Source organism: Rossellomorea sp. GAMAL-10_SWC, from assembly GCF_049568075.1.
Classification (GTDB): Bacteria; Bacillota; Bacilli; order Bacillales; family Bacillaceae_G; genus Gottfriedia.
In genome coordinates this window covers 3,301,180-3,320,730 of the sequence record NZ_CP144911.1, presented here as the reverse complement: position 1 = coordinate 3,320,730, position 19,551 = coordinate 3,301,180, and the positions used below count along the sequence as shown (strand labels likewise).

The 19,551-nt window shown below is 33.7% G+C and carries 17 protein-coding genes; 12 read left to right on the top strand and 5 right to left on the bottom strand.

The window, feature by feature from the left end; genetic code table 11:
* Positions 1–24 precede the first annotated feature (24 nt).
* Together V5E38_RS16440 and V5E38_RS16435 are read right to left on the bottom strand one after the other, a co-directional pair.
* Positions 25–1,038: a hypothetical protein gene (locus V5E38_RS16440; RefSeq protein WP_499210784.1), complete on the bottom strand. Its 1,014-nt coding sequence runs from the start codon at positions 1,036–1,038 to the stop codon at positions 25–27.
* A 33-nt stretch (positions 1,039–1,071) separates the two neighbouring features.
* Positions 1,072–1,362, bottom strand: coding sequence for a YtpI family protein (locus V5E38_RS16435; RefSeq protein WP_097979098.1), 291 nt, complete (start codon positions 1,360–1,362; stop codon positions 1,072–1,074).
* A gap of 93 nt (positions 1,363–1,455) precedes the next feature.
* Here V5E38_RS16435 and V5E38_RS16430 point away from each other — a divergent pair, with 93 nt between their 5' ends.
* Positions 1,456–2,394, top strand: coding sequence for a DHH family phosphoesterase (locus V5E38_RS16430; RefSeq protein WP_499213591.1), 939 nt, complete (start codon positions 1,456–1,458; stop codon positions 2,392–2,394).
* A gap of 46 nt (positions 2,395–2,440) precedes the next feature.
* Here the strand turns inward: V5E38_RS16430 and ytrI are convergent, their stop codons facing one another.
* On the bottom strand, positions 2,441–2,944 hold the full coding sequence (gene ytrI, locus V5E38_RS16425; RefSeq protein WP_097979097.1) for a sporulation membrane protein YtrI: 504 nt from the start codon (positions 2,942–2,944) through the stop codon (positions 2,441–2,443).
* Complete coding sequence (gene ytrH / locus V5E38_RS16420) at positions 2,944–3,279, bottom strand: sporulation membrane protein YtrH (RefSeq protein ID WP_056472224.1); 336 nt, start codon at positions 3,277–3,279, stop codon at positions 2,944–2,946. Before ytrH ends, ytrI begins: the two co-directional genes overlap by 1 nt.
* A gap of 172 nt (positions 3,280–3,451) precedes the next feature.
* Between ytrH and dnaE the strand changes: the two genes are divergently transcribed.
* The 7 genes from dnaE (at position 3,452) to V5E38_RS16385 (ending at position 13,826) form a co-directional block, all read left to right on the top strand.
* Entirely contained in the window at positions 3,452–6,793 is a 3,342-nt protein-coding gene (gene dnaE, locus V5E38_RS16415; RefSeq protein WP_499210783.1) for a DNA polymerase III subunit alpha, read from the top strand.
* 138 nt (positions 6,794–6,931) lie between these two features.
* Positions 6,932–8,164, top strand: coding sequence for an NADP-dependent malic enzyme (gene ystJ / locus V5E38_RS16410; RefSeq protein WP_097979095.1), 1,233 nt, complete (start codon positions 6,932–6,934; stop codon positions 8,162–8,164).
* 369 nt (positions 8,165–8,533) lie between these two features.
* Entirely contained in the window at positions 8,534–9,334 is an 801-nt protein-coding gene (accD, locus tag V5E38_RS16405; protein ID WP_097979232.1) for an acetyl-CoA carboxylase, carboxyltransferase subunit beta, read from the top strand.
* Positions 9,334–10,296, top strand: a complete 963-nt coding sequence (gene accA, locus V5E38_RS16400) for an acetyl-CoA carboxylase carboxyl transferase subunit alpha (RefSeq protein ID WP_499210782.1) — start codon at positions 9,334–9,336, stop codon at positions 10,294–10,296. Before accD ends, accA begins: the two co-directional genes overlap by 1 nt.
* A 239-nt stretch (positions 10,297–10,535) precedes the next feature.
* Positions 10,536–11,495 carry a 6-phosphofructokinase gene (gene pfkA / locus V5E38_RS16395; protein ID WP_098232213.1) on the top strand — a complete coding sequence of 320 codons (960 nt, stop codon included), beginning with the start codon at positions 10,536–10,538 and terminating at the stop codon, positions 11,493–11,495.
* Between the two features lie 79 nt (positions 11,496–11,574).
* The gene (pyk, locus tag V5E38_RS16390; protein WP_387329134.1) at positions 11,575–13,329 is read left to right on the top strand and encodes a pyruvate kinase; all 1,755 of its coding nucleotides are present in this window, start codon (positions 11,575–11,577) and stop codon (positions 13,327–13,329) included.
* A 101-nt stretch (positions 13,330–13,430) separates the two neighbouring features.
* Complete coding sequence (locus V5E38_RS16385; protein ID WP_499210781.1) at positions 13,431–13,826, top strand: FxsA family protein; 396 nt, start codon at positions 13,431–13,433, stop codon at positions 13,824–13,826.
* A 289-nt stretch (positions 13,827–14,115) separates the two neighbouring features.
* On the opposite strand, the gene ytvI is transcribed toward V5E38_RS16385, so the two are convergent.
* On the bottom strand, positions 14,116–15,228 hold the full coding sequence (gene ytvI, locus V5E38_RS16380; protein ID WP_097979090.1) for a sporulation integral membrane protein YtvI: 1,113 nt from the start codon (positions 15,226–15,228) through the stop codon (positions 14,116–14,118).
* 122 nt (positions 15,229–15,350) lie between these two features.
* Here ytvI and V5E38_RS16375 point away from each other — a divergent pair, with 122 nt between their 5' ends.
* The 4 genes from V5E38_RS16375 (at position 15,351) to mdh (ending at position 19,493) form a co-directional block, all read left to right on the top strand.
* Positions 15,351–15,809, top strand: coding sequence for a DUF441 domain-containing protein (locus tag V5E38_RS16375; protein WP_069034597.1), 459 nt, complete (start codon positions 15,351–15,353; stop codon positions 15,807–15,809).
* Between the two features lie 175 nt (positions 15,810–15,984).
* Positions 15,985–17,103, top strand: a complete 1,119-nt coding sequence (gene citZ, locus V5E38_RS16370) for a citrate synthase (protein ID WP_499210780.1) — start codon at positions 15,985–15,987, stop codon at positions 17,101–17,103.
* Positions 17,104–17,237: 134 nt separating this feature from the next.
* A complete protein-coding gene (gene icd / locus V5E38_RS16365) occupies positions 17,238–18,518 on the top strand; it encodes an NADP-dependent isocitrate dehydrogenase (protein ID WP_097979088.1) in 1,281 nt (426 codons plus the stop codon).
* Between the two features lie 36 nt (positions 18,519–18,554).
* Positions 18,555–19,493 carry a malate dehydrogenase gene (mdh, locus tag V5E38_RS16360; protein ID WP_499210779.1) on the top strand — a complete coding sequence of 313 codons (939 nt, stop codon included), beginning with the start codon at positions 18,555–18,557 and terminating at the stop codon, positions 19,491–19,493.
* The last annotated feature ends 58 nt before the right edge of the window (positions 19,494–19,551 follow it).

The following is a 19,551-nucleotide window of genomic DNA, read 5'->3' as shown; positions in this document are numbered from 1 at the left end:
TTATGAAAAAATCATCCCTTATTTTTAATTCGAAAGTAGTTTATTAACTCGATTAACAAATTCATTATTTTCGTTTCTAGTATCAAAATCTTTTGCTAGGTCAAATACAATTTTCTCTAATTTCTTTAAGTCATAAATAAATTCATCTTCATTTATTTTTAATTTTTTCGCCATAAATAATGCTGCTAGCCAAAACTCGAATTTATATGATAGATTCGAAAGATTATCACATAAATCAACATGTTTATAGAACAATTCAATTGCCCTGTCAGGATCACAAAAAGTTAAAAAAATCATTTGTTCACTTAGTTCAGGAATGTATTTTGTGCGATTGTATGTTACAAAATAAGCTTTTTGTTGAATAATTAATGCTTCATCTATTTTGCCTTCTACTAATATAGGAAGCAGTAATTTTGAATAGGATTTGTGTATAGCTTCGTCACAATCTACTGAGCTATTCATTATTTTATTTTGTAGATTTAACGCTTCTTGAAGATGATCAGTTTTTAGTAAATAAATCATTTCACCATACATTTCACATTTTTCACAATTACTTAAATGATCCCTTGGAGATTTTTTATATAGTTGATAGTTTTGTTTTGCGTAATCAATTTGATTTAAATATAAGTTCATTATAAATAGAGCTTGAAAATAAGGTCTTAAAGAATAGTTAGCAATCACTAAACGATTCTTAAAATCCTCGAAATAATGATGAATTTCTTCTAACGAGAATCTGAGAGACTGAGGTATTATTTCTAACAACCACTTGTACAGCCATAGGATCTGCTCTTGCTCGATAAGTTCTTCGTTTTGGTCATATAAATCTACACACCACAAAAAGGTATCAATAAATAAGTCTATTTCACCAATAGAAAAAGCAGTTTCTGCTAATTCCATATTAACGTAATATAGATATCCCCATTCCTCTTGATTCTCTAATTCTTCTGCAAAAGTAAGTAGTTTTTGAAGTTTATTACTAGAATGTGATAATTCTACTAGTTCATCAAATTTTGATGAAAATAGTTCTTCAGTCATCATGTAAGTTTTCTCACTTTCTAGATTACTATAAGATTAAACAGTTTGTTTATTTTCAATTGCTTTATAATGCTTATTCTGTAAGTATCCACGATATAGATTTGCCGCGCCAAATAGAATGAACACAATACCGACACAAATTGTTATTAATTCAAGCTTTGCTACAATTTGGTTTATACCGTAAAGCAATAAGAATAATCCAAAAGTTAATCTTGCACGTGATCCTGCAATTTTTTTTGTTAACAGTTCGCTTGTAAAGAAAAATTTGGTAACGTAAAATAAGAAGAATAGAAAAGATATAATTACAATTGTTGCAATGCTATTCACTTAGCTTCCACCTTTCAATGACTAATACATAATTCTATTTTACAGTCATAGAAACTATATTTCAAAAGTTTTCATATAAAGGAGAGTTTAATGTTGAAGGAACAAATTTTAAAAGATATACATTCGTTTGATACGATAATAATTCATCGTCATGTTCGCCCAGATCCAGATGCAATCGGTTCACAGTGCGGTTTAGCAGAGATGATTAAAGCAAGCTATCCTGCAAAAAAAGTATATGTAGTAGGATATTTGCCACAATCTCTAGAGTATTTATATAAAATGGATGAAATTTCAGATGAAGTCTATAAGGATGCACTTGTTATTGTTTGTGACACTGCAAATACTGAACGTGTAGATGATGCTAGATATTCAACTGGAAAGAAACTGATTAAAATTGACCATCATCCGAATGTAGATCCATATGGTGACATTATGCATGTAGATACTACTGCAAGTTCAACAAGTGAGTTAATTTTTGAACTGGCAGAGAGTAGTAATGAACAATTAGTCGTAACTGACAAAGCTGCGAGACTAATTTATGCGGGGATTATTGGAGATACAGGAAGATTCTTATTTCCAAGTACAACAGAAAGAACTTTTCATGCAGCTAGTAATTTGATAAAAAAGGATTTTTCTATTAATGAAATATATGACAATATGTACGAAACATCAATTGAGATGGCTCATTTAAATGGATATGTTCTTCAAAATTTTAAACTAACAGAAGAGGGAGTCGGTCATATAAACATGACAAAGGCTCTAATGGATGAATACAATGTAAACTCGGAACAAGCTTCATTGGCAGTAAGTTCACTTGGACATATAAAAGGGGTAAAAGCTTGGGTTATCTTTTTAGAAGAAGAGGATTTAATTCGAGTACGTCTACGTTCAAAAGGACCAGTTATAAATGGAGTAGCTGCTATGTTTAACGGGGGTGGACATCCGCTTGCATCTGGAGCGAAAGTCTTCTCATGGGAAGAAGCAGAAAAAGTAGTGGAAGAATTAAAAAAGGTTTGTAGGGAAGAAAAATAAGTTTTAAAAATATAAATGAGAGGCTAATCGAATACTAGCCTCTCATTTATTTTGTGCTTTTTATTTTTAATGTGATTTCTAATACGGTATCAAAGTAGATTGTATCTATTTCAAGTTTAAATCGTCGATCATCTTTAATATAAACTTTGTTTTCGATCGCACGTCTTAATAATTCCCGATTTTGGGAAACACTTTTTATATCTTGAGTCAGTAAATTACTTAGGTCATCCTTTACATCAGTAATTAGTTGATTATTAGTAAAGGCATTTAAATTGTATTGTTTGTAATTTAAAATTGTCACTTTGATATCTTGCACTGTTAAATTTCGTTTCTTCTCCTTGTTCATACGCTCCATATTTTCAATAAATATATTTTTATCTCTTAAATATTGTTTATTGAGCATTTTCAATTCAGATATTTGTTTTACTTGTTCTTCTTCTGTCACACCATAAAAATAAATAAAGACAAGCCAACTAATGATAAACCCGAAAAAAATGCCTACAAAAAATTTAGCCCAAGCGTGGGAGAGTTGTTCTGGAGGAGCTTTCATTAAACATGTTCTCCTGTAAACCATTGGATAATGATTGTACCTGTATGAGTTCCTCCCATGGCGGCTATAATCATGAAAATTTGCTTAATGAATTCGATTGTTTCTCCTTCAAACAATCCTTTTTCAAAACTATAGAATGTATCAAATGTTCCGCCAATCGCCCCAACAATTGCCCAAATTCGTAACTTCATTGATAAATCATACATGCTGCTAAGTGGTGGCTGTCCAATGACGTAGTAACCGATTGAGCCAATGATCGATCCACCTATTATGATTCCTAGTGAAATAAAATACATTGAAATTAATGCTGGTATAAATGGCAACTTAAGCTCCAATTGTCCTCACTCCCTCAATTCATATATATGGACAAAGTGTTATGTGTATGATGAGTATTAAAGTAAGTTTAAAATAAATGATTTGTTTTGATTTTCACGAACAAAAATAGAATGTAAGTTCGTGTTTTGTGATAGAATAGACTATATTGAAAGATGGTAAGGAGGAATGTAGATGAGTTTTGTTCATTTGCAAGTTCAAAGTTCTTATAGTTTATTGCAAAGCGTATGTAAAATAGATGAATTAATTAATGCTGCTGTTAGAGAAGGACATCCTGCGCTTGCTATTGCAGATGAAAATGTCATGTACGGGGTAATTCCTTTTTATCATGCGTGTAAAAAAGCAGGGATTAAGCCAATTATTGGGCTGAAAATCTCAATTTTAATGGATGAACATCAGTCTTATCCGTTGATATTACTTGCGAAAGATTTGATTGGCTATCAAAACCTTTTAAAACTTACAAGTATAATAGGGACAAAATCACCAGAAGGAATTCCTAAAAAGTGGTTATCGGCATATAGTAACGGCGTGATTGCTATTACACCAGGAATCGAGGGAGAAATTGAAAACTTACTATTGAATGGAGAAATCGAAAGAGCTATTGTTCATGTAAAAGAGTATCAATCAATTTTCGATCACTTTTTTGTCAGTATTCAAGATCACGGTTTACCTGAAAATCGTTCGCTATATCCATTAATCAAACAAGTACAAAAAGAAACAAACATCAGTTTAGTTGTTACAAATGATGTTCGATATATTGAAAAAGAGGATGCACTTATTCAAGATGCATTATTTTCAGTTAAAAATGGTACTAAGTTATCGGACGAATCAAGACCAAGATTACATTCGAACGAATATTATTATAAATCAAAAGCCGAATTATTGAAGTTGTTTTCTGATGAAGAAGAAGCATTTCAAAACACTATACATATTTCAAATCTATGTAATGTAACGATTCCTTTTCATCAGCCATTATTGCCTAAGTATCCAGTACCTGATGAATATTCAACAGTGGAATACTTAAAAATGGTTTGTGAAAATGGCATGATTGAGCGGTACGGGGAAATAAATGATGAACTTAAACAAAGATTAGAATTTGAGTTAAATACAATCAATAAGATGGGATTTAATGATTACTTCCTCATTGTTTGGGACTTTATTAAATATGCACTTGAACAAGGGATATTTGTTGGACCAGGACGTGGTTCCGCCGCGGGGTCTTTAGTGGCTTATGTATTAAAAATTACGAATGTAGACCCAATACATTATAATTTACTATTTGAACGATTTTTAAATGAAGAAAGAATTACAATGCCAGATATTGATATTGACTTTCCAGATCATCGACGAGATGAAATGATTGATTATGTCGCTGCAAAATATGGTGATGTGCATGTTGCACAAATTATTTCATTTGGAACATTAGGAGCAAAAGCGGCCATTCGAGATATTGCCAGGGTAATGGGGCTTACGCCAACTGAAATAGATCGGTATTCGAAGTTAATACCATCATCATCACTAGGATTAAAAGATGTCTATGAGCAATCAAAAGCATTTAAAAGTCATGTTGAACATTCTGGTATTCATAAAAGGATATTTGAGGTAGCTTGCCAAGTTGAAGGATTACCTCGTCATACAAGCATCCATGCAGCAGGTGTTATTATTTCTGAACTTCCGTTAACAAATGTTGTCCCATTACAAGAGGGGAATCATGGAGTGTTTTTAACACAATATCCTGCTGAAATCCTTGAAGAGCTTGGATTAGTAAAGATGGACTTTCTTGGACTACGTAACTTAAGTTTATTGGAAGAGGTCTGTCGATTAATTTATGAAGCAAAAGGTGAAGTAATTAATTTGGAAGAAATTCCGTTACAAGATCTAAAAACATTTGAAATTCTTAGTAAAGGAGATACCTCAGGTGTATTTCAGCTAGAATCATCAGGGATGAGAAGAGTACTACAGCAATTACAGCCTAATCAGTTTGAAGATATAGTGGCTGTAAACGCGTTATATCGTCCGGGTCCAATGGAGCAAATCCCTAGATTTATTCAATATAAACATGGATTAGAGATGGTTACGTATCCTCATCCAGTTTTAGAAAAAATATTAAAACCAACATATGGCGTAATCATCTATCAAGAGCAAATCATGCAAATTGCTTCAACTCTCTCAGGATTTACGTTAAGTGAAGCTGATTTACTTCGAAGAGCTGTAAGTAAAAAGAAGAAGGAAGTTTTAGACAAAGAAAGAATTCATTTTGTAGAAGGTGCAATAGCTAAAGGTTATGATGAACAAGTTGCAAATGAAGTATACGATTTAATTGTTCAATTTGCTAACTATGGATTTAATAGAAGTCATGCTGTTGCGTATAGTATGATTGCGTATCAACTAGCCTATTTAAAGGCGAATTTTCCTCTAGAATTTTATGCAGCGCTTTTATCGAGTTTTATAGGAAGTGAAGAGAAAGTATCAAATTATATTGGTGAAGCGAAATTGAAAGGGATCCCAATCTATCCACCTTCAATCAATAAAAGTCAATATGCATTTGTAGTTGAAGGAAATGGTATTCGATATAGTTTATTAGCTATTAAAAATATAGGAATGGCAACTGTAAGAGAAATTCTACAAAAGCGACCATATAAAGATTTTTTTGAAGTGTGCATTAAAATTTCACCAAAAGCATTAAACCGAAAAAGTATAGAAAATTTAATTTTTTCGGGATGCTTTGATGAGTTTGAGCTCGACCGTGCAACACTTTTAGCAAATATTGATATGATTTTTGATTACGTGGATATAGTAAGACCTGAAAATGAAGATCAATTTGATTTATTTCTTGATGAAGATTTTGTGCCTAAACCAGAAATTATGAAAGTAGAGCCAATGAAAATTTCAATTAAGCTTGAACTTGAAAAACAGGCTTTAGGTACTTATTTATCAGGACATCCGATTAGTCAATACGAGAAGTTGCTTAATGAAAGTGATGCCGGGACTATTTCATCAATTATGATGAAGAAAGATACTGAGCATCTACTGTTTGTCTATATTAAGGATTTAAGGATTACAAAAACAAAAAAACAACAGCATATGGCTTTTATTCAAGTTGAAGATTTAAGTACATCAATTGATGGTGTTGTATTTCCAACTACATTTGAAAAATACCGTCATAAGTTAAAAGAAAAAGAAGTAGTTGTAGTTAAAGCAAAAGTTGATGAACGGGATGAAAGAAAACAATTAATAATAAATGAAGTCCTTACAATCGAAGAAATGGAAGAAATAAACGACCAAAAGAAGTATACTTTATTTATTAAAATAACGGGACATACTAATAAAAATATTTCCTACACAATACAGCAAACGATTTCTAAGTTTAAAGGGCATGCGAAAGTTGTGCTTTACTATGAAGAAAATAAAAAAGCTGTTCAATTATCTGAACAATATTATGTGAATCCTTCTGTGAATTGTCTTTCGATGTTAAGAAATATTGTCGGGGATGCAAATGTTGTATTAAAGAAATAGACATTCTTCTCTAAACTATTTATTATGTAATATACATGTGATATCATACAAAAAGAAAATTTTACCTTTTAAAGAGAAAATCACTAAGAAATATACAGTTGAAAAGTCAACTCGTCAACATTAGGGAGAGTGAATAGTTTGTCATTATTAAGTGAAGAAGCATTACATATGCATAGAGTACATCAAGGTAAATTAGAAACAGTTTCTAAGGTGCCAGTTACAAATGCTAAAGAACTAAGTTTAGCGTACTCACCAGGTGTTGCCGAGCCGTGTAAAGAAATTTACGAAGAAAAAAGCAGAGTATATGAATACACAATGAAAGGTAATATGGTTGGTGTAGTTTCGGATGGATCTGCCGTACTTGGACTAGGTAATATTGGACCAGAAGCTGCATTACCTGTAATGGAAGGTAAAGCTGCGTTATTTAAAAGCTTTGCTGGTGTTGATGCATTTCCAATCTGCTTAAATACGCAAGATGTAGAGCAAATCATTCAAACAGTAAAATTGTTAGAACCTACATTTGGTGGAATTAATTTAGAAGATATTGCAGCTCCAAACTGCTTTATAATAGAAGAGCGCTTAAAGCGTGAAACAAATATTCCAATATTCCATGATGATCAACATGGAACGGCTATCGTTACACTTGCAGGTTTAGTTAATGCTTTAAAAATAGTGAATAAAAATATGGCTGATATTAAAGTGGTCCTAAATGGTGCAGGAGCTGCAGGTATTGCTATTTTAAAATTATTATATCGTTTTGGTGTTCGCCAAATTATTATGTGTGATACAAAAGGCGCGATTTATGAAGGGCGTCCAAATGGTATGAATACCGTTAAAAATGAAGTTGCAAAATACACTAATAAAGATAAAATTCAAGGTAGCCTTAAAGAAGTACTTGAAGGGGCAGATGTATTTATTGGGGTTTCTGTAAAAGGAGCAGTAACTCAAGAAATGGTCCGTTCAATGAATGAAAATCCTATTATTTTTGCAATGGCTAATCCAGATCCAGAAATTATGCCTGAAGATGCAAAAGAAGCAGGGGCTTTAGTAATTGGTACTGGTCGAAGTGATTATCCTAACCAAGTAAATAACGTTCTTGCATTCCCAGGAATTTTCCGTGGAGCATTAGATGTTCGTGCTACACATATTAATGAAGAGATGAAAATTGCTGCAGTAAATGCGATTGCAAGTTTAGTAAGTGAAGCTGATCTATCTCCAGATTTTATTATTCCAGCACCATTTGATCCTCGAGTGGCTCCAAAAGTAGCTGCTAGTGTGGCAAAAGCTGCAATGGAAACAGGGGTTGCGAGACTGAATGTTGATCCGAAAGAAATCGAAGAAAAAACAAAAAAACTAGCTTTAATTAAATAGTTTTATTACCAGATATCAATATTAATGGGGATAGTATTACAATACTAAAATTAAGTAATGTAGTACTATCCTTTTTTATCTGATATAATACTTAGATGTGGTAAAAAAGCGCAGGGATTGTTGGAAATTAAAGGAATTTCATGAAAAATGTATAAATTAGTTTTTAAGATTTTCTACAAATTTCAAGTTGGTTAAATAGTTGAAATGACGAAATTTAGCTGAATTTTATCGACAAATGTTAACAAAAAGTGTATAACATTTATAGTATCCTATTAGTATTTAGTACTAAAAAAGTTAGGAGGAATTAGGTTGCAAATCAAAGACTTATTTTCCAAAAAGAAAAAATATGCATCTATACCTTCAGAAGTAATGAGACAAGATTTACCTGACGGTGTTATGACAAAATGTCCTAAATGTAAAAAAATTAGTATTACAAAAGAATTAATAAAAAACCTAAAAGTTTGTAATAGTTGTGGATATCACCATCAAATGACAGCATTCGAAAGAATCGAAAGCTTAATTGATGAAGATACTTTTGAAGAGTTTGATCAAAATATGGTTTCTGCAAATCCTTTACACTTCCCTGATTACATAGAGAAGCTTGAAGGGGACCGTAAAAAAACAGAGCTTAACGAGGCGATTGTTACAGGAAAAGGAAAAATCGACGGAATTCCTGTTGTAATTGCAGTTATGGATGCTAGATTCCGAATGGGAAGCATGGGATCTGTTGTCGGAGAGAAAATAACTCGTGCAGTTGAGCGAGCTTCATCTGACGGTTCACCATTTATTATTTTTACTGCATCTGGCGGGGCTCGTATGCAGGAAGGTATTTTAAGTTTAATGCAAATGGCAAAAACTAGTGCTGCGCTTAAAAAGCATAGCGAGCTAGGTTATTTAGCTATTTCTATTATGACAAATCCAACTACAGGTGGAGTATCTGCTAGTTTCGCTTCTTTAGGCGATTTTAACTTTGCTGAGCCTGGTGCTTTAATTGGTTTTGCTGGTAGACGTATTATTGAGCAAACGATCCGTGAAGAATTACCTGAAGACTTCCAAACTGCTGAATTCTTAATGAATCATGGTCAGCTTGATGCAGTCATTTCACGATTAGAATTACGTTCAAAACTATTTACAATCCTTAACTTACATCAAGGGGGTGTCTTGCAATAGTGGTTATGTTAGAATTCGAAAAACCGATTCATGAACTAAAGACGAAAATAGACGAACTTAAGGTTTATACAAGTCAACATGATGTTGATTTTTCTGAAGAAATCAGACGTTTAGAAGAACGTTTAAAAACCTTAGAAAATGAAATATACGGTAACATGGGAGTTTGGGATCGTGTACAAGTTGCTAGACATCCAGAACGACCAACTACTTTAGATTATGTTAATAGATTATTTACAGATTTCTTTGAGTGTCATGGTGATAGATTATTTGGAGACGATGCTGCAATTGTTTCAGGTATCGCATCTTACCGTGGATTACCTGTTACTATCGTTGGACATCAACGTGGTAAAGATACAAAAGAAAATATTAGACGTAATTTCGGTATGCCACATCCAGAAGGGTACCGAAAAGCACTTCGTTTAATGAAGCAAGCAGAGAAATTTAACAGACCAATTATCGCGTTTATCGATACAAAAGGTGCATATCCTGGTAAGGCAGCTGAAGAGCGTGGACAAAGTGAAGCAATTGCCCGAAATATTTTTGAAATGGCAGGCTTAAAAGTACCTACTATTTGTATCGTAATTGGCGAAGGTGGTAGTGGTGGAGCGTTAGCATTAGGAATTGGTAATAAGTTACTGATGTTAGAAAACTCAACTTACTCAGTTATTTCACCAGAAGGTGCAGCAGCATTATTATGGAAAGATTCTTCACAAGCACGTAGAGCAGCTGAAACAATGAAAATTACAGCTCCAGACTTATTAGAATTAGGTGTAGTTGACCAAATTATTCCTGAAGTAAAAGGTGGAGCACAAAATGATGTTGAACAACAGGCTAAATATATCGATAAGTACTTATACGAAACATTAAAGTCACTGTTAACTATGGATAAAGAAGAGCTAGTTCAACAACGATATGAAAAACACGCAAAATTAGGAAAAATTTCTTTTACCAATAATATTTAGTTTAACTTCTAGAGTGTGTGAAACAATATGTTAGCATGCTCTTTTTTGTATTTTTTTTAGAAATTAGTAAAAAATAACATTATGCGTAAAGACTATCGTCATAATTTTTACAAGTATTTCATTCATTAAAAAAAGTTTATGAAAAAGTTCACATTATTTCTATTGTTTAAAAATGTATTACATGGTACTTTATTTAAATGAATAAATGCATAAGGTAAAATCAATGAGGTGACTACATAATGAAAAGAATTGGCGTATTAACTAGTGGTGGAGACTCTCCAGGAATGAATGCTGCTGTACGTGCAGTTGTAAGGAAAGCGATTTTCCACGGTCTAGAAGTTTATGGTGTATACCAAGGTTATTCTGGCCTTATTAATGGAAATATTGAGAAGCTAGAGTTAGGTTCTGTTGGTGATATTATTCATCGTGGTGGAACAAAACTACTTAGTGCACGTTGTCCAGAATTTAAAACATTAGAAGGACAAATGAAAGGGATCGAACAGCTTAAAAAGTTTGGAATTGAAGGATTAGTTGTTATTGGTGGAGATGGATCATATCAAGGTGCAAAGAAGCTGACTGAACATGGTTATCCTTGCGTTGGTGTTCCAGGTACAATTGATAATGATATTCCAGGTACAGATTTTACAATTGGATTCGATACAGCATTAAATACTGTTATTGATGCGATTGATAAAATTCGTGATACAGCGACATCACATGAGCGTACATATGTAATTGAAGTTATGGGTCGTAATGCAGGTGACATTGCATTATGGGCAGGATTAGCTGATGGAGCAGAAACGATATTAATACCTGAATGTGATTATGATATGGATGATATTATTAGTAAATTAAACCGTGGTAGTGAGCGTGGTAAAAAACATAGTATCATTGTAGTTGCAGAAGGCGTCGGAAGTGCAATTGAGATTGGTAAAGTAATACAAGAACGAACTCACTTTGACACGCGTGTAACAGTTTTAGGACATGTTCAACGTGGTGGTTCACCAAGTGCGGCTGATCGAGTTTTAGCAAGTCGTCTAGGAGCGAGAGCGGTTGAACTACTTATGGAGGGCAAAGGTGGACGTTGTGTTGGAATCCAAAATAATAAGTTAGTTGACCATGACATTATCGAAGCACTATCTAAAAAGCATGAACTTGATCAAGATATGTATCAATTATCTCAAGAACTTTCAATTTAATTAGATAGATTTAATTGAGCAATCGATTTCATAAATTTCGTAATAGAATAGAGTTTTATATAAATTTGGAGGGTAAAAAATGCGTAAAACAAAAATAGTTTGTACGATCGGTCCTGCTAGTGAATCGATAGAAAAATTAGTAGAGTTAATTAATGCAGGAATGAACGTAGCACGTTTAAACTTCTCGCATGGTTCTCATGAAGAGCATGCTGCAAGAATTACAAGTATCCGCGAGGCTTCAAAAAAAACTGGTAGAACTGTAGCAATTCTTTTAGATACAAAAGGTCCAGAAATTCGTACTTTAGATTTTGAAGGTGGCCAAGCAGAATTAATAACTGGAAATGAAGTTATTATTACTACTGAACCAGTAGTAGGTACAGCAGAAAAATTTGCAGTTTCTTATGAAGGATTAATTGACGATGTACATGTTGGTTCTAAAATTCTTATCGACGATGGTTTAATAGGATTAGAAGTAATCGGTATTGAAGGAAATGATATTCGTACTAAAGTGTTAAACAGCGGTTTAGTTAAAAATAAAAAAGGTGTAAACGTACCAAATGTACGCGTAAATCTACCTGGTATTACAGAAAAAGATATAAGCGATATCGAATTTGGTATTGAACAAAATGTTGATTTTATTGCTGCATCTTTCGTTCGTAAAGCTTCTGATGTATTAGAAATTCGTGAGCTTTTAGGTAAACATGGCGCTGAGTATATTCAAATTATACCGAAAATAGAAAACCAAGAAGGGATCGATAATATCGATGAAATTCTTGAGGTTTCAGATGGTTTAATGGTTGCACGTGGTGATATGGGTGTAGAAATTCCACCTGAAGAGGTACCAATCGTTCAAAAACTATTAATTAAAAAATGTAATAACTTAGGTAAGCCAGTCATTACTGCTACTCAAATGTTAGATTCTATGCAACGTAATCCTCGACCTACACGAGCAGAGGCAAGTGACGTTGCAAATGCGATTCTTGATGGAACGGATGCAATTATGTTATCAGGAGAAACTGCTGCAGGGTCATATCCAATCGAATCTGTTTCAATGATGAACTCAATTGCTTTACGAATTGAAAAAAGCTTACAATACGAAGAATTATTTAAAAAGCGTCAAAGAGAAAATAAAGGTACAATTACAGATGCAATTGGTCAATCGGTTGCAGCAACGGCTTTAAACTTAAAAGTAGCTGCAATTATTGCTCCTACTGAGAGTGGACATACTGCGAAAATGATTTCAAAATATCGTCCAAAAGCTCCGATTTTAGCTATTACATCTGATATTCGTATTTGTCGCCGCCTAACTTTAGTTTGGGGAGTTCAAACTGAATATAGAGAAAGAGCAAACTCAACTGATGAAATGTTACAACATGCTATGGAAGCAGCTCAAGACGCTAAATTTGTGTCAAATGGTGATACTGTCATCATTACTGCTGGATTACCAATTGGCGAAACAGGTATGACAAATATGATGAAAATCCATGTAGTAGGTGACGTGATCGCTCAAGGTCAAGGTATTGGTCGCAAAACTGCTGCAGGAAAAGTTGTCATCGCAAAAACAGGTGAAGAAGCTGTTTCGAAAGTTACACCAGGAAGTATTCTTGTAACAAATAGTACTGATAGAGACATGATGCCAGCGATTGAAAGAGCAGCAGCTATTATTACTGAAGAAGGTGGATTAACTAGCCATGCTGCAGTAGTAGGTGTTAGCTTAGGAATACCAGTAATTGTTGGAGTTGAAAATGCAACAAACATCTTAGTAAACGGTCAAGCTGTTACAGTAGATGCTTCAAGAGGAATAGTTAGTACAGGACATAAAAGCATATTTTAAGATATAATAAAGAGAAGGACAAAGTTTCCTTCTCTTTATTTATTGACATGAATAAGATTATTAAGAGATACATTTAATTCGAAGCAAGAGGTGAAACTATCATGAAAAAACTTGTTGGTTGGCTATTGTTAATCCCATTAATTGATTTAATCTGTTTAACATTACTTGGTAAAGTAATTGGTTCCTTATCAGTATTCCTTTGGCTAATCGGTACGCTTTTGATCGGTATATATATCATGAGAACCGTTTGGGTTACAGTTAAACAACAAGCCGGAGAACAGATTCGGGCAGGCAAAATGCCAGATTTAATCATGATAGAGGGATTATCATTTTTCCTAATTGGCCTCCTGTTTTTTATTCCAGGACCAATTAGCGACTTACTGGCAATCGTGTTGCTAATTAAACCAATTAGAATCAAATTTGTTCAACAACTTATTTATTTTGTTATGAAAAGACTAAAAGGTAATGTTGTTTGGACTGGATTTATAAAGAAATAAAATTAAAAGTGCACAAGATTTTTTATAAGAGACAAAAAACGAGAAAGCAGTTAGCTTTCTCGTTTTAGTATGTAGACAAAGTACTAAAAAACTTGATTTTCAGACTGATTGCAAGCGCTTGTCTTTCGAGGCGCGAAGCCTGGTGAGGAGCTGAGTTACCCTAAACGGTAATGAGCACCGCAGACAGGCGAAGCAACGAAGAAAGCGAGCGTTTGTCAACAGTCTGAAACGAGAAAGCAGTTAGCTTTCTCGTTTTATTTTGCAAAGAAATAAAAATTTGATTTTGAGTTTAATTCGAACCTCTAATATAATACCAAAGTTCATGGAAGACTCTTGCTCGATATAAGGTTGATAAAATTACTAAAGTTACTGGACCGGCAATTAATCCTAGTAAACCAAAAAATTTAAAACCAACAAATAACGAGATTAAAGTAGGAAGTGGTTGTAATCCAATATTTGAAGATAGAACTTTTGGCTCTGCAAGTTGACGTTGGACAATTACAACACCATATAAAATTGCGAGACCAATCGTTAATTTATAATCGTTAGACAAAAACGTATATAAGATCCATGGTACGAAAATTAAGCCAGTTCCTAAGTAAGGAAGTAAGTCGATGAAACCGATTAGAATAGCTATAGTGATAGCAAAAGGAATTCTTAATATTAATAATCCGATTAAGACTAGCACTGTCGTCATAGAAATAAGAGTGATATGTGCTTTAATAAAACCAAATAAAGCTTTTCGTAAATCAATAAAAATTGTTTTGCTGTAATGTTGAATTCGATCTGGAGTATATTTTGCGAATAAATTTTTTATTTTGTACCAATCTTTACTAATAAAGAATGTTGCTAATAAGGAAACGAATATTAAGGTAGCAGTATTTGGTAATAAAGCGATTACTAATTTAATTCCTACAATAATTCCGTTTAATGCTTCTTTTCCTAGATTAATTGCAGAATCGCCAATCGACTGTATATTTGTGCGAATCGTTTGTTGTTGACCAGCACCGAGTTGACTATACTTACTCATAATTAAGTCATATACAGGAATCACCTTATCAGTAACAATATTTTCAACGAAATAAATTAATCGTTCAAAGCTTTCTGGAACTACCTGAATTAAATAGGTTGAACCTGATATGATTTCCGTAATTAGTAATGTAAATAATCCTGCTAGAACAGCTAAAAGTAAAATAATAGATAAAAAAGCTGCTATTCCTCTTGGTATTCTGGCTTTTTCGTTTAATAAATTTACTAGTGGATTTAAAAGGTATGCAATGATTAAAGCAATGATGAAAGGGTATGTAAGTTTTGAGATGAATAGTGCCACGTAAAGACCTAAAATAGTACATGCGATTACAAATAAAAACCGAGTGATCTGAAAAACTAAAGTTCTATTCAAACTTTTACCTCCTTCCAAAGTGAATGAGTCCTCTTGTCTTATTTTATCAAGAATTATTTTTTTATAATAGTAAAGTTTGATAGTATTTATTAATAAATTATACATTAAGGGGATACTAACAAATGAGTGAATCGACAATTTTTCTTTTGGTTTTATTATTAATTGGTGCTATTGCTAAAAATAACTCTTTAATTATTTCAATTATAGTATTGTTAGTATTAAAATATACTCCCCTAGGAGTTCGAGTATTTCCTTATATGCAATCAAAAGGTATTAATTTAGGCGTAACGATCATTACGATTGCTGTATTAGTACCAATCGCGACCGGTGAAATCGGTTTTAAAAATTTGATTGATGCGTTAAAAACCCCTGTTGCCTGGATCGCACTACTCTCTGGTATCGCCGTGGCTCTTTTGGCAAAAGGTGGAGTACAATTATTAGCAACTAGTCCACAAATAACAGCAGCATTAGTACTAGGTACTGTACTGTCTGTCGCGGTATTTAAAGGGGTTGCAGTAGGGCCTTTAATTGGAGCTGGAATCGCATATCTATTCATTTGGATTGTAGAATTAATTAAGTAATTGCATAATAATTATATTTTAGTAAATTGTTTTCATTCACAAAAGTCAGATTATTGTTTATAATAAATGATAGTAGGGTTCCTTTCTATGTATACTCGGTAATTTATAAGAGTTATACCAGTATATGTATGTATTAAATACTAGGGAAATTTTTGTGTAAAGGAGAGAGGGGAATATGACAGTTAAAAGTGGTTTAGAGGGTGTTGTAGCAGCTACGACTTCTATAAGTTCTATTATTGATGATACATTAACGTATGTAGGTATCGGTATTGATGAATTAGCAGAATATGCAAGTTTTGAAGAAGTAGTATATCTATTATGGCATCGCAAATTACCAAATAAGGATCAACTTAAAGAACTTGCTTCCCAATTAGCAGATAATGCTGAATTACCAGAAGAAGTTATTACTTACTTAAAATCAACTAATTTAAAAAATGTACATCCTATGACTGTACTACGTACAGTTATTTCAATGCTTGCATTGTATGATAAAAATGCTGAAGCAATGGACTCAGATTCAAATTATCTTAAAGCAATCCAACTTCAAGCTAAAATTTCAACATTTGTGGCAGCGTTTTCTCGAATTCGTCAGGGGCTTGAACCAGTCGCTCCTAATAAAGATTTATCATTTTCGGCTAATTTCTTATACATGCTAACTGGTGATAAACCTAATGCAATTGCTGAAGAAGCAATTAATAAGGCTTTAGTACTACATGCTGACCATGAATTAAATGCTTCGACATTTACTGCACGCGTTTGCGTAGCTACATTATCTGATATTTATTCAGGAATTACAGCTGCGATTGGAGCTTTAAAAGGTCCATTACACGGCGGCGCAAATGAAAGCGTTATGAAAATGTTAGCAGAAATCGGTGAGATTGAAAATGTTGAGTCTTACATTCAAGAGAAAATGGATACTAAAGCTAAAATTATGGGATTCGGACATCGCGTATACCGTGGTGGGGACCCACGTGCGAAACATTTAAAAGAAATGTCTCGTCAATTAGGTGCAATTACTGGAGAGTTAAAATGGTACACAATGTCTGAAAAAATTGAAGAACTTGTTACAACTCAAAAGAATATTCCACCAAATGTTGATTTCTACTCTGCATCTGTTTATCACAGCTTAGGAATTGAACATGATTTATTCACTCCAATCTTTGCTATTAGCCGTATGTCTGGCTGGACTGCACACATTTTAGAACAATATGAAAATAATCGTATTATTCGTCCGCGTGCAGATTATACAGGACCAGAGAAAAACTCTTACATTCCAATTGAAGAGCGTGCATAAAGAAGTAATTGAATACTTAAAATAGTATTTAATATTCGAATAATAGTGGTATAGTAAAGAGAGGAAGAGGAATCTTCCTCTCAAAAGCATGTATTTTAATGAATTTAATTTATTTATACAAGGGGGAGCATGTAATGCAAGCTGAAAAAATTACATTAGTAGACGGCCAATTAAACGTGCCAAACAATCCAATTATTCCTTTTATTGAAGGCGACGGTACAGGCCCAGACATTTGGGCAGCATCTTCACGTGTTTTAGATGCAGCTGTTGAAAAAGCATATAATGGCAATCGTAAAATTGAATGGAAAGAAGTTCTTGCTGGTGAAAAAGCATTTAATGTAACTGGTGAATGGTTACCTCAAGAAACTTTAAATTTAATTGAAGAATACATGATCGCAATTAAAGGACCTTTAACAACTCCAGTTGGTGGTGGTATTCGTTCTTTAAACGTTGCTTTACGTCAAGAATTAGATTTATTTGTGTGCTTACGTCCTGTACGTTACTTTGAAGGTGTACCTTCACCAGTTAAACGTCCAGAAGATACAGATATGGTAATCTTCCGTGAAAACACTGAAGATATCTATGCTGGTATCGAATATGAAAAAGGTTCTGAAGCAGTTCAAAAAGTTATTGAATTCTTACAAAAAGAGATGGGTGTTAATAAAATCCGTTTCCCAGAAACATCTGGTATTGGTATTAAACCAATTTCTGAAGAAGGTACAAAACGTCTTGTACGCGCAGCAATTAATTATGCAATTCAAGAAAACCGTAAATCTTTAACTTTAGTTCATAAAGGTAATATCATGAAATTTACTGAAGGTGCATTTAAGAACTGGGGTTATGAAGTTGCTGAGCAAGAATTCGGCGATAAAGTATTTACATGGGCAGAATACGATCGCATTGTAGAAACAAGCGGTAAAGATGCTGCTAACAAAGCAATGGATGAAGCTGAAAAAGCTGGTAAAATCCTAGTAAAAGACAGCATTGCTGATATCTTCTTACAACAAATTTTAACAAGACCACGTGAGTTCGATGTAGTGGCTACAATGAACTTAAATGGTGACTATATTTCTGATGCACTTGCTGCTCAAGTTGGTGGAATTGGTATCGCTCCTGGAGCAAATATCAACTACGAAACTGGACATGCTATTTTTGAAGCTACTCATGGTACAGCACCTAAATACGCTGGACTAGATAAAGTAAACCCATCTTCTGTTATTCTTTCTGGAGTATTAATGCTTGAGCATATGGGTTGGAATGAAGCAGCTTCTATGATTCTTAAGTCAATGGAAAAAACAATCGCTTCAAAAGTTGTTACTTATGACTTTGCTCGTCTAATGGATGGAGCTACTGAAGTGAAATGTTCTGAATTTGCAAACGAATTAATTTCAAATATGGAATCAGTTCTTGTATAATTAAATTGTGTTTGTAAACAAAAGGGAGGTATTTATATGTCAATTCGTAGACGTAAAATTTCCGTGGTAGGTGCTGGGTTTACTGGTGCTACAACAGCTTTCTTGCTTGCACAAAAGGAATTAGGGGATGTTGTAATAGTTGATATTCCACAACTAGAGAACCCTACTAAGGGCAAAGCCTTAGATATGCTTGAAGCAAGTCCAGTTCAAGGATTTGATGCTAACATTATTGGTACTAGTGATTATGCTGACACAGCAGATTCAGATGTAGTAGTCATCACAGCAGGCATCGCTCGTAAACCGGGTATGAGCCGCGATGATTTAGTATCAACTAACTCAAACATCATGAAAGCAGTTACTCGTGAAATCGTAAAATACTCTCCTAACTGTACAATCGTTGTTTTAACTAATCCGGTTGATGCAATGACTTATACAGTATACAAAGAAGCTGGTTTTCCTAAACACCGCGTTATAGGACAATCCGGAGTTCTTGACACAGCTCGTTTTAGAACGTTTGTAGCTCAAGAATTAAATTTATCCGTTAAAGATATTACTGGATTTGTTTTAGGTGGTCACGGAGACGATATGGTACCATTAGTGCGTTATTCATATGCTGGTGGAATTCCATTAGAAAAATTAATTCCAAAAGATCGTTTAGATGCTATTGTTGAACGTACTCGTAAGGGTGGCGGAGAAATCGTTAATCTACTAGGTAACGGAAGTGCTTATTATGCACCTGCTGCATCTTTAGTAGAAATGGTTGAAGCTATACTTAAGGATCAACGTCGCGTGTTACCTACAATCGCTTATTTAGAAGGCGAATATGGGTACAGCGGTATTTACTTAGGAGTTCCTACAATTATTGGCGGAAACGGTATAGAACAAATTATCGAATTAGATTTAACCGCTGAAGAAAAAACAGCGTTAGATTGTTCAGTTGCAGCTGTCAGAAACGTTATGAACGTTTTAGCTTAAAAAGAAGACCCACAAGGTAATTTCTAATTATCTTGTGGGTCTTTGATTTTTAGCTTAC

Coding starts and splice junctions, on each gene's coding strand:
- icd (WP_097979088.1), top strand. CDS start 17,238: ATGCAAGCTGAAAAAATTACATTAGTAGACGGCCAATTAAACGTGCCA.
- ytrI (WP_097979097.1), bottom strand. CDS start 2,944: ATGAAAGCTCCTCCAGAACAACTCTCCCACGCTTGGGCTAAATTTTTT.
- V5E38_RS16440 (WP_499210784.1), bottom strand. CDS start 1,038: ATGATGACTGAAGAACTATTTTCATCAAAATTTGATGAACTAGTAGAA.
- citZ (WP_499210780.1), top strand. CDS start 15,985: ATGACAGTTAAAAGTGGTTTAGAGGGTGTTGTAGCAGCTACGACTTCT.
- mdh (WP_499210779.1), top strand. CDS start 18,555: ATGTCAATTCGTAGACGTAAAATTTCCGTGGTAGGTGCTGGGTTTACT.
- pfkA (WP_098232213.1), top strand. CDS start 10,536: ATGAAAAGAATTGGCGTATTAACTAGTGGTGGAGACTCTCCAGGAATG.
- V5E38_RS16385 (WP_499210781.1), top strand. CDS start 13,431: ATGAAAAAACTTGTTGGTTGGCTATTGTTAATCCCATTAATTGATTTA.
- accD (WP_097979232.1), top strand. CDS start 8,534: ATGAGACAAGATTTACCTGACGGTGTTATGACAAAATGTCCTAAATGT.
- pyk (WP_387329134.1), top strand. CDS start 11,575: ATGCGTAAAACAAAAATAGTTTGTACGATCGGTCCTGCTAGTGAATCG.
- dnaE (WP_499210783.1), top strand. CDS start 3,452: ATGAGTTTTGTTCATTTGCAAGTTCAAAGTTCTTATAGTTTATTGCAA.
- V5E38_RS16375 (WP_069034597.1), top strand. CDS start 15,351: ATGAGTGAATCGACAATTTTTCTTTTGGTTTTATTATTAATTGGTGCT.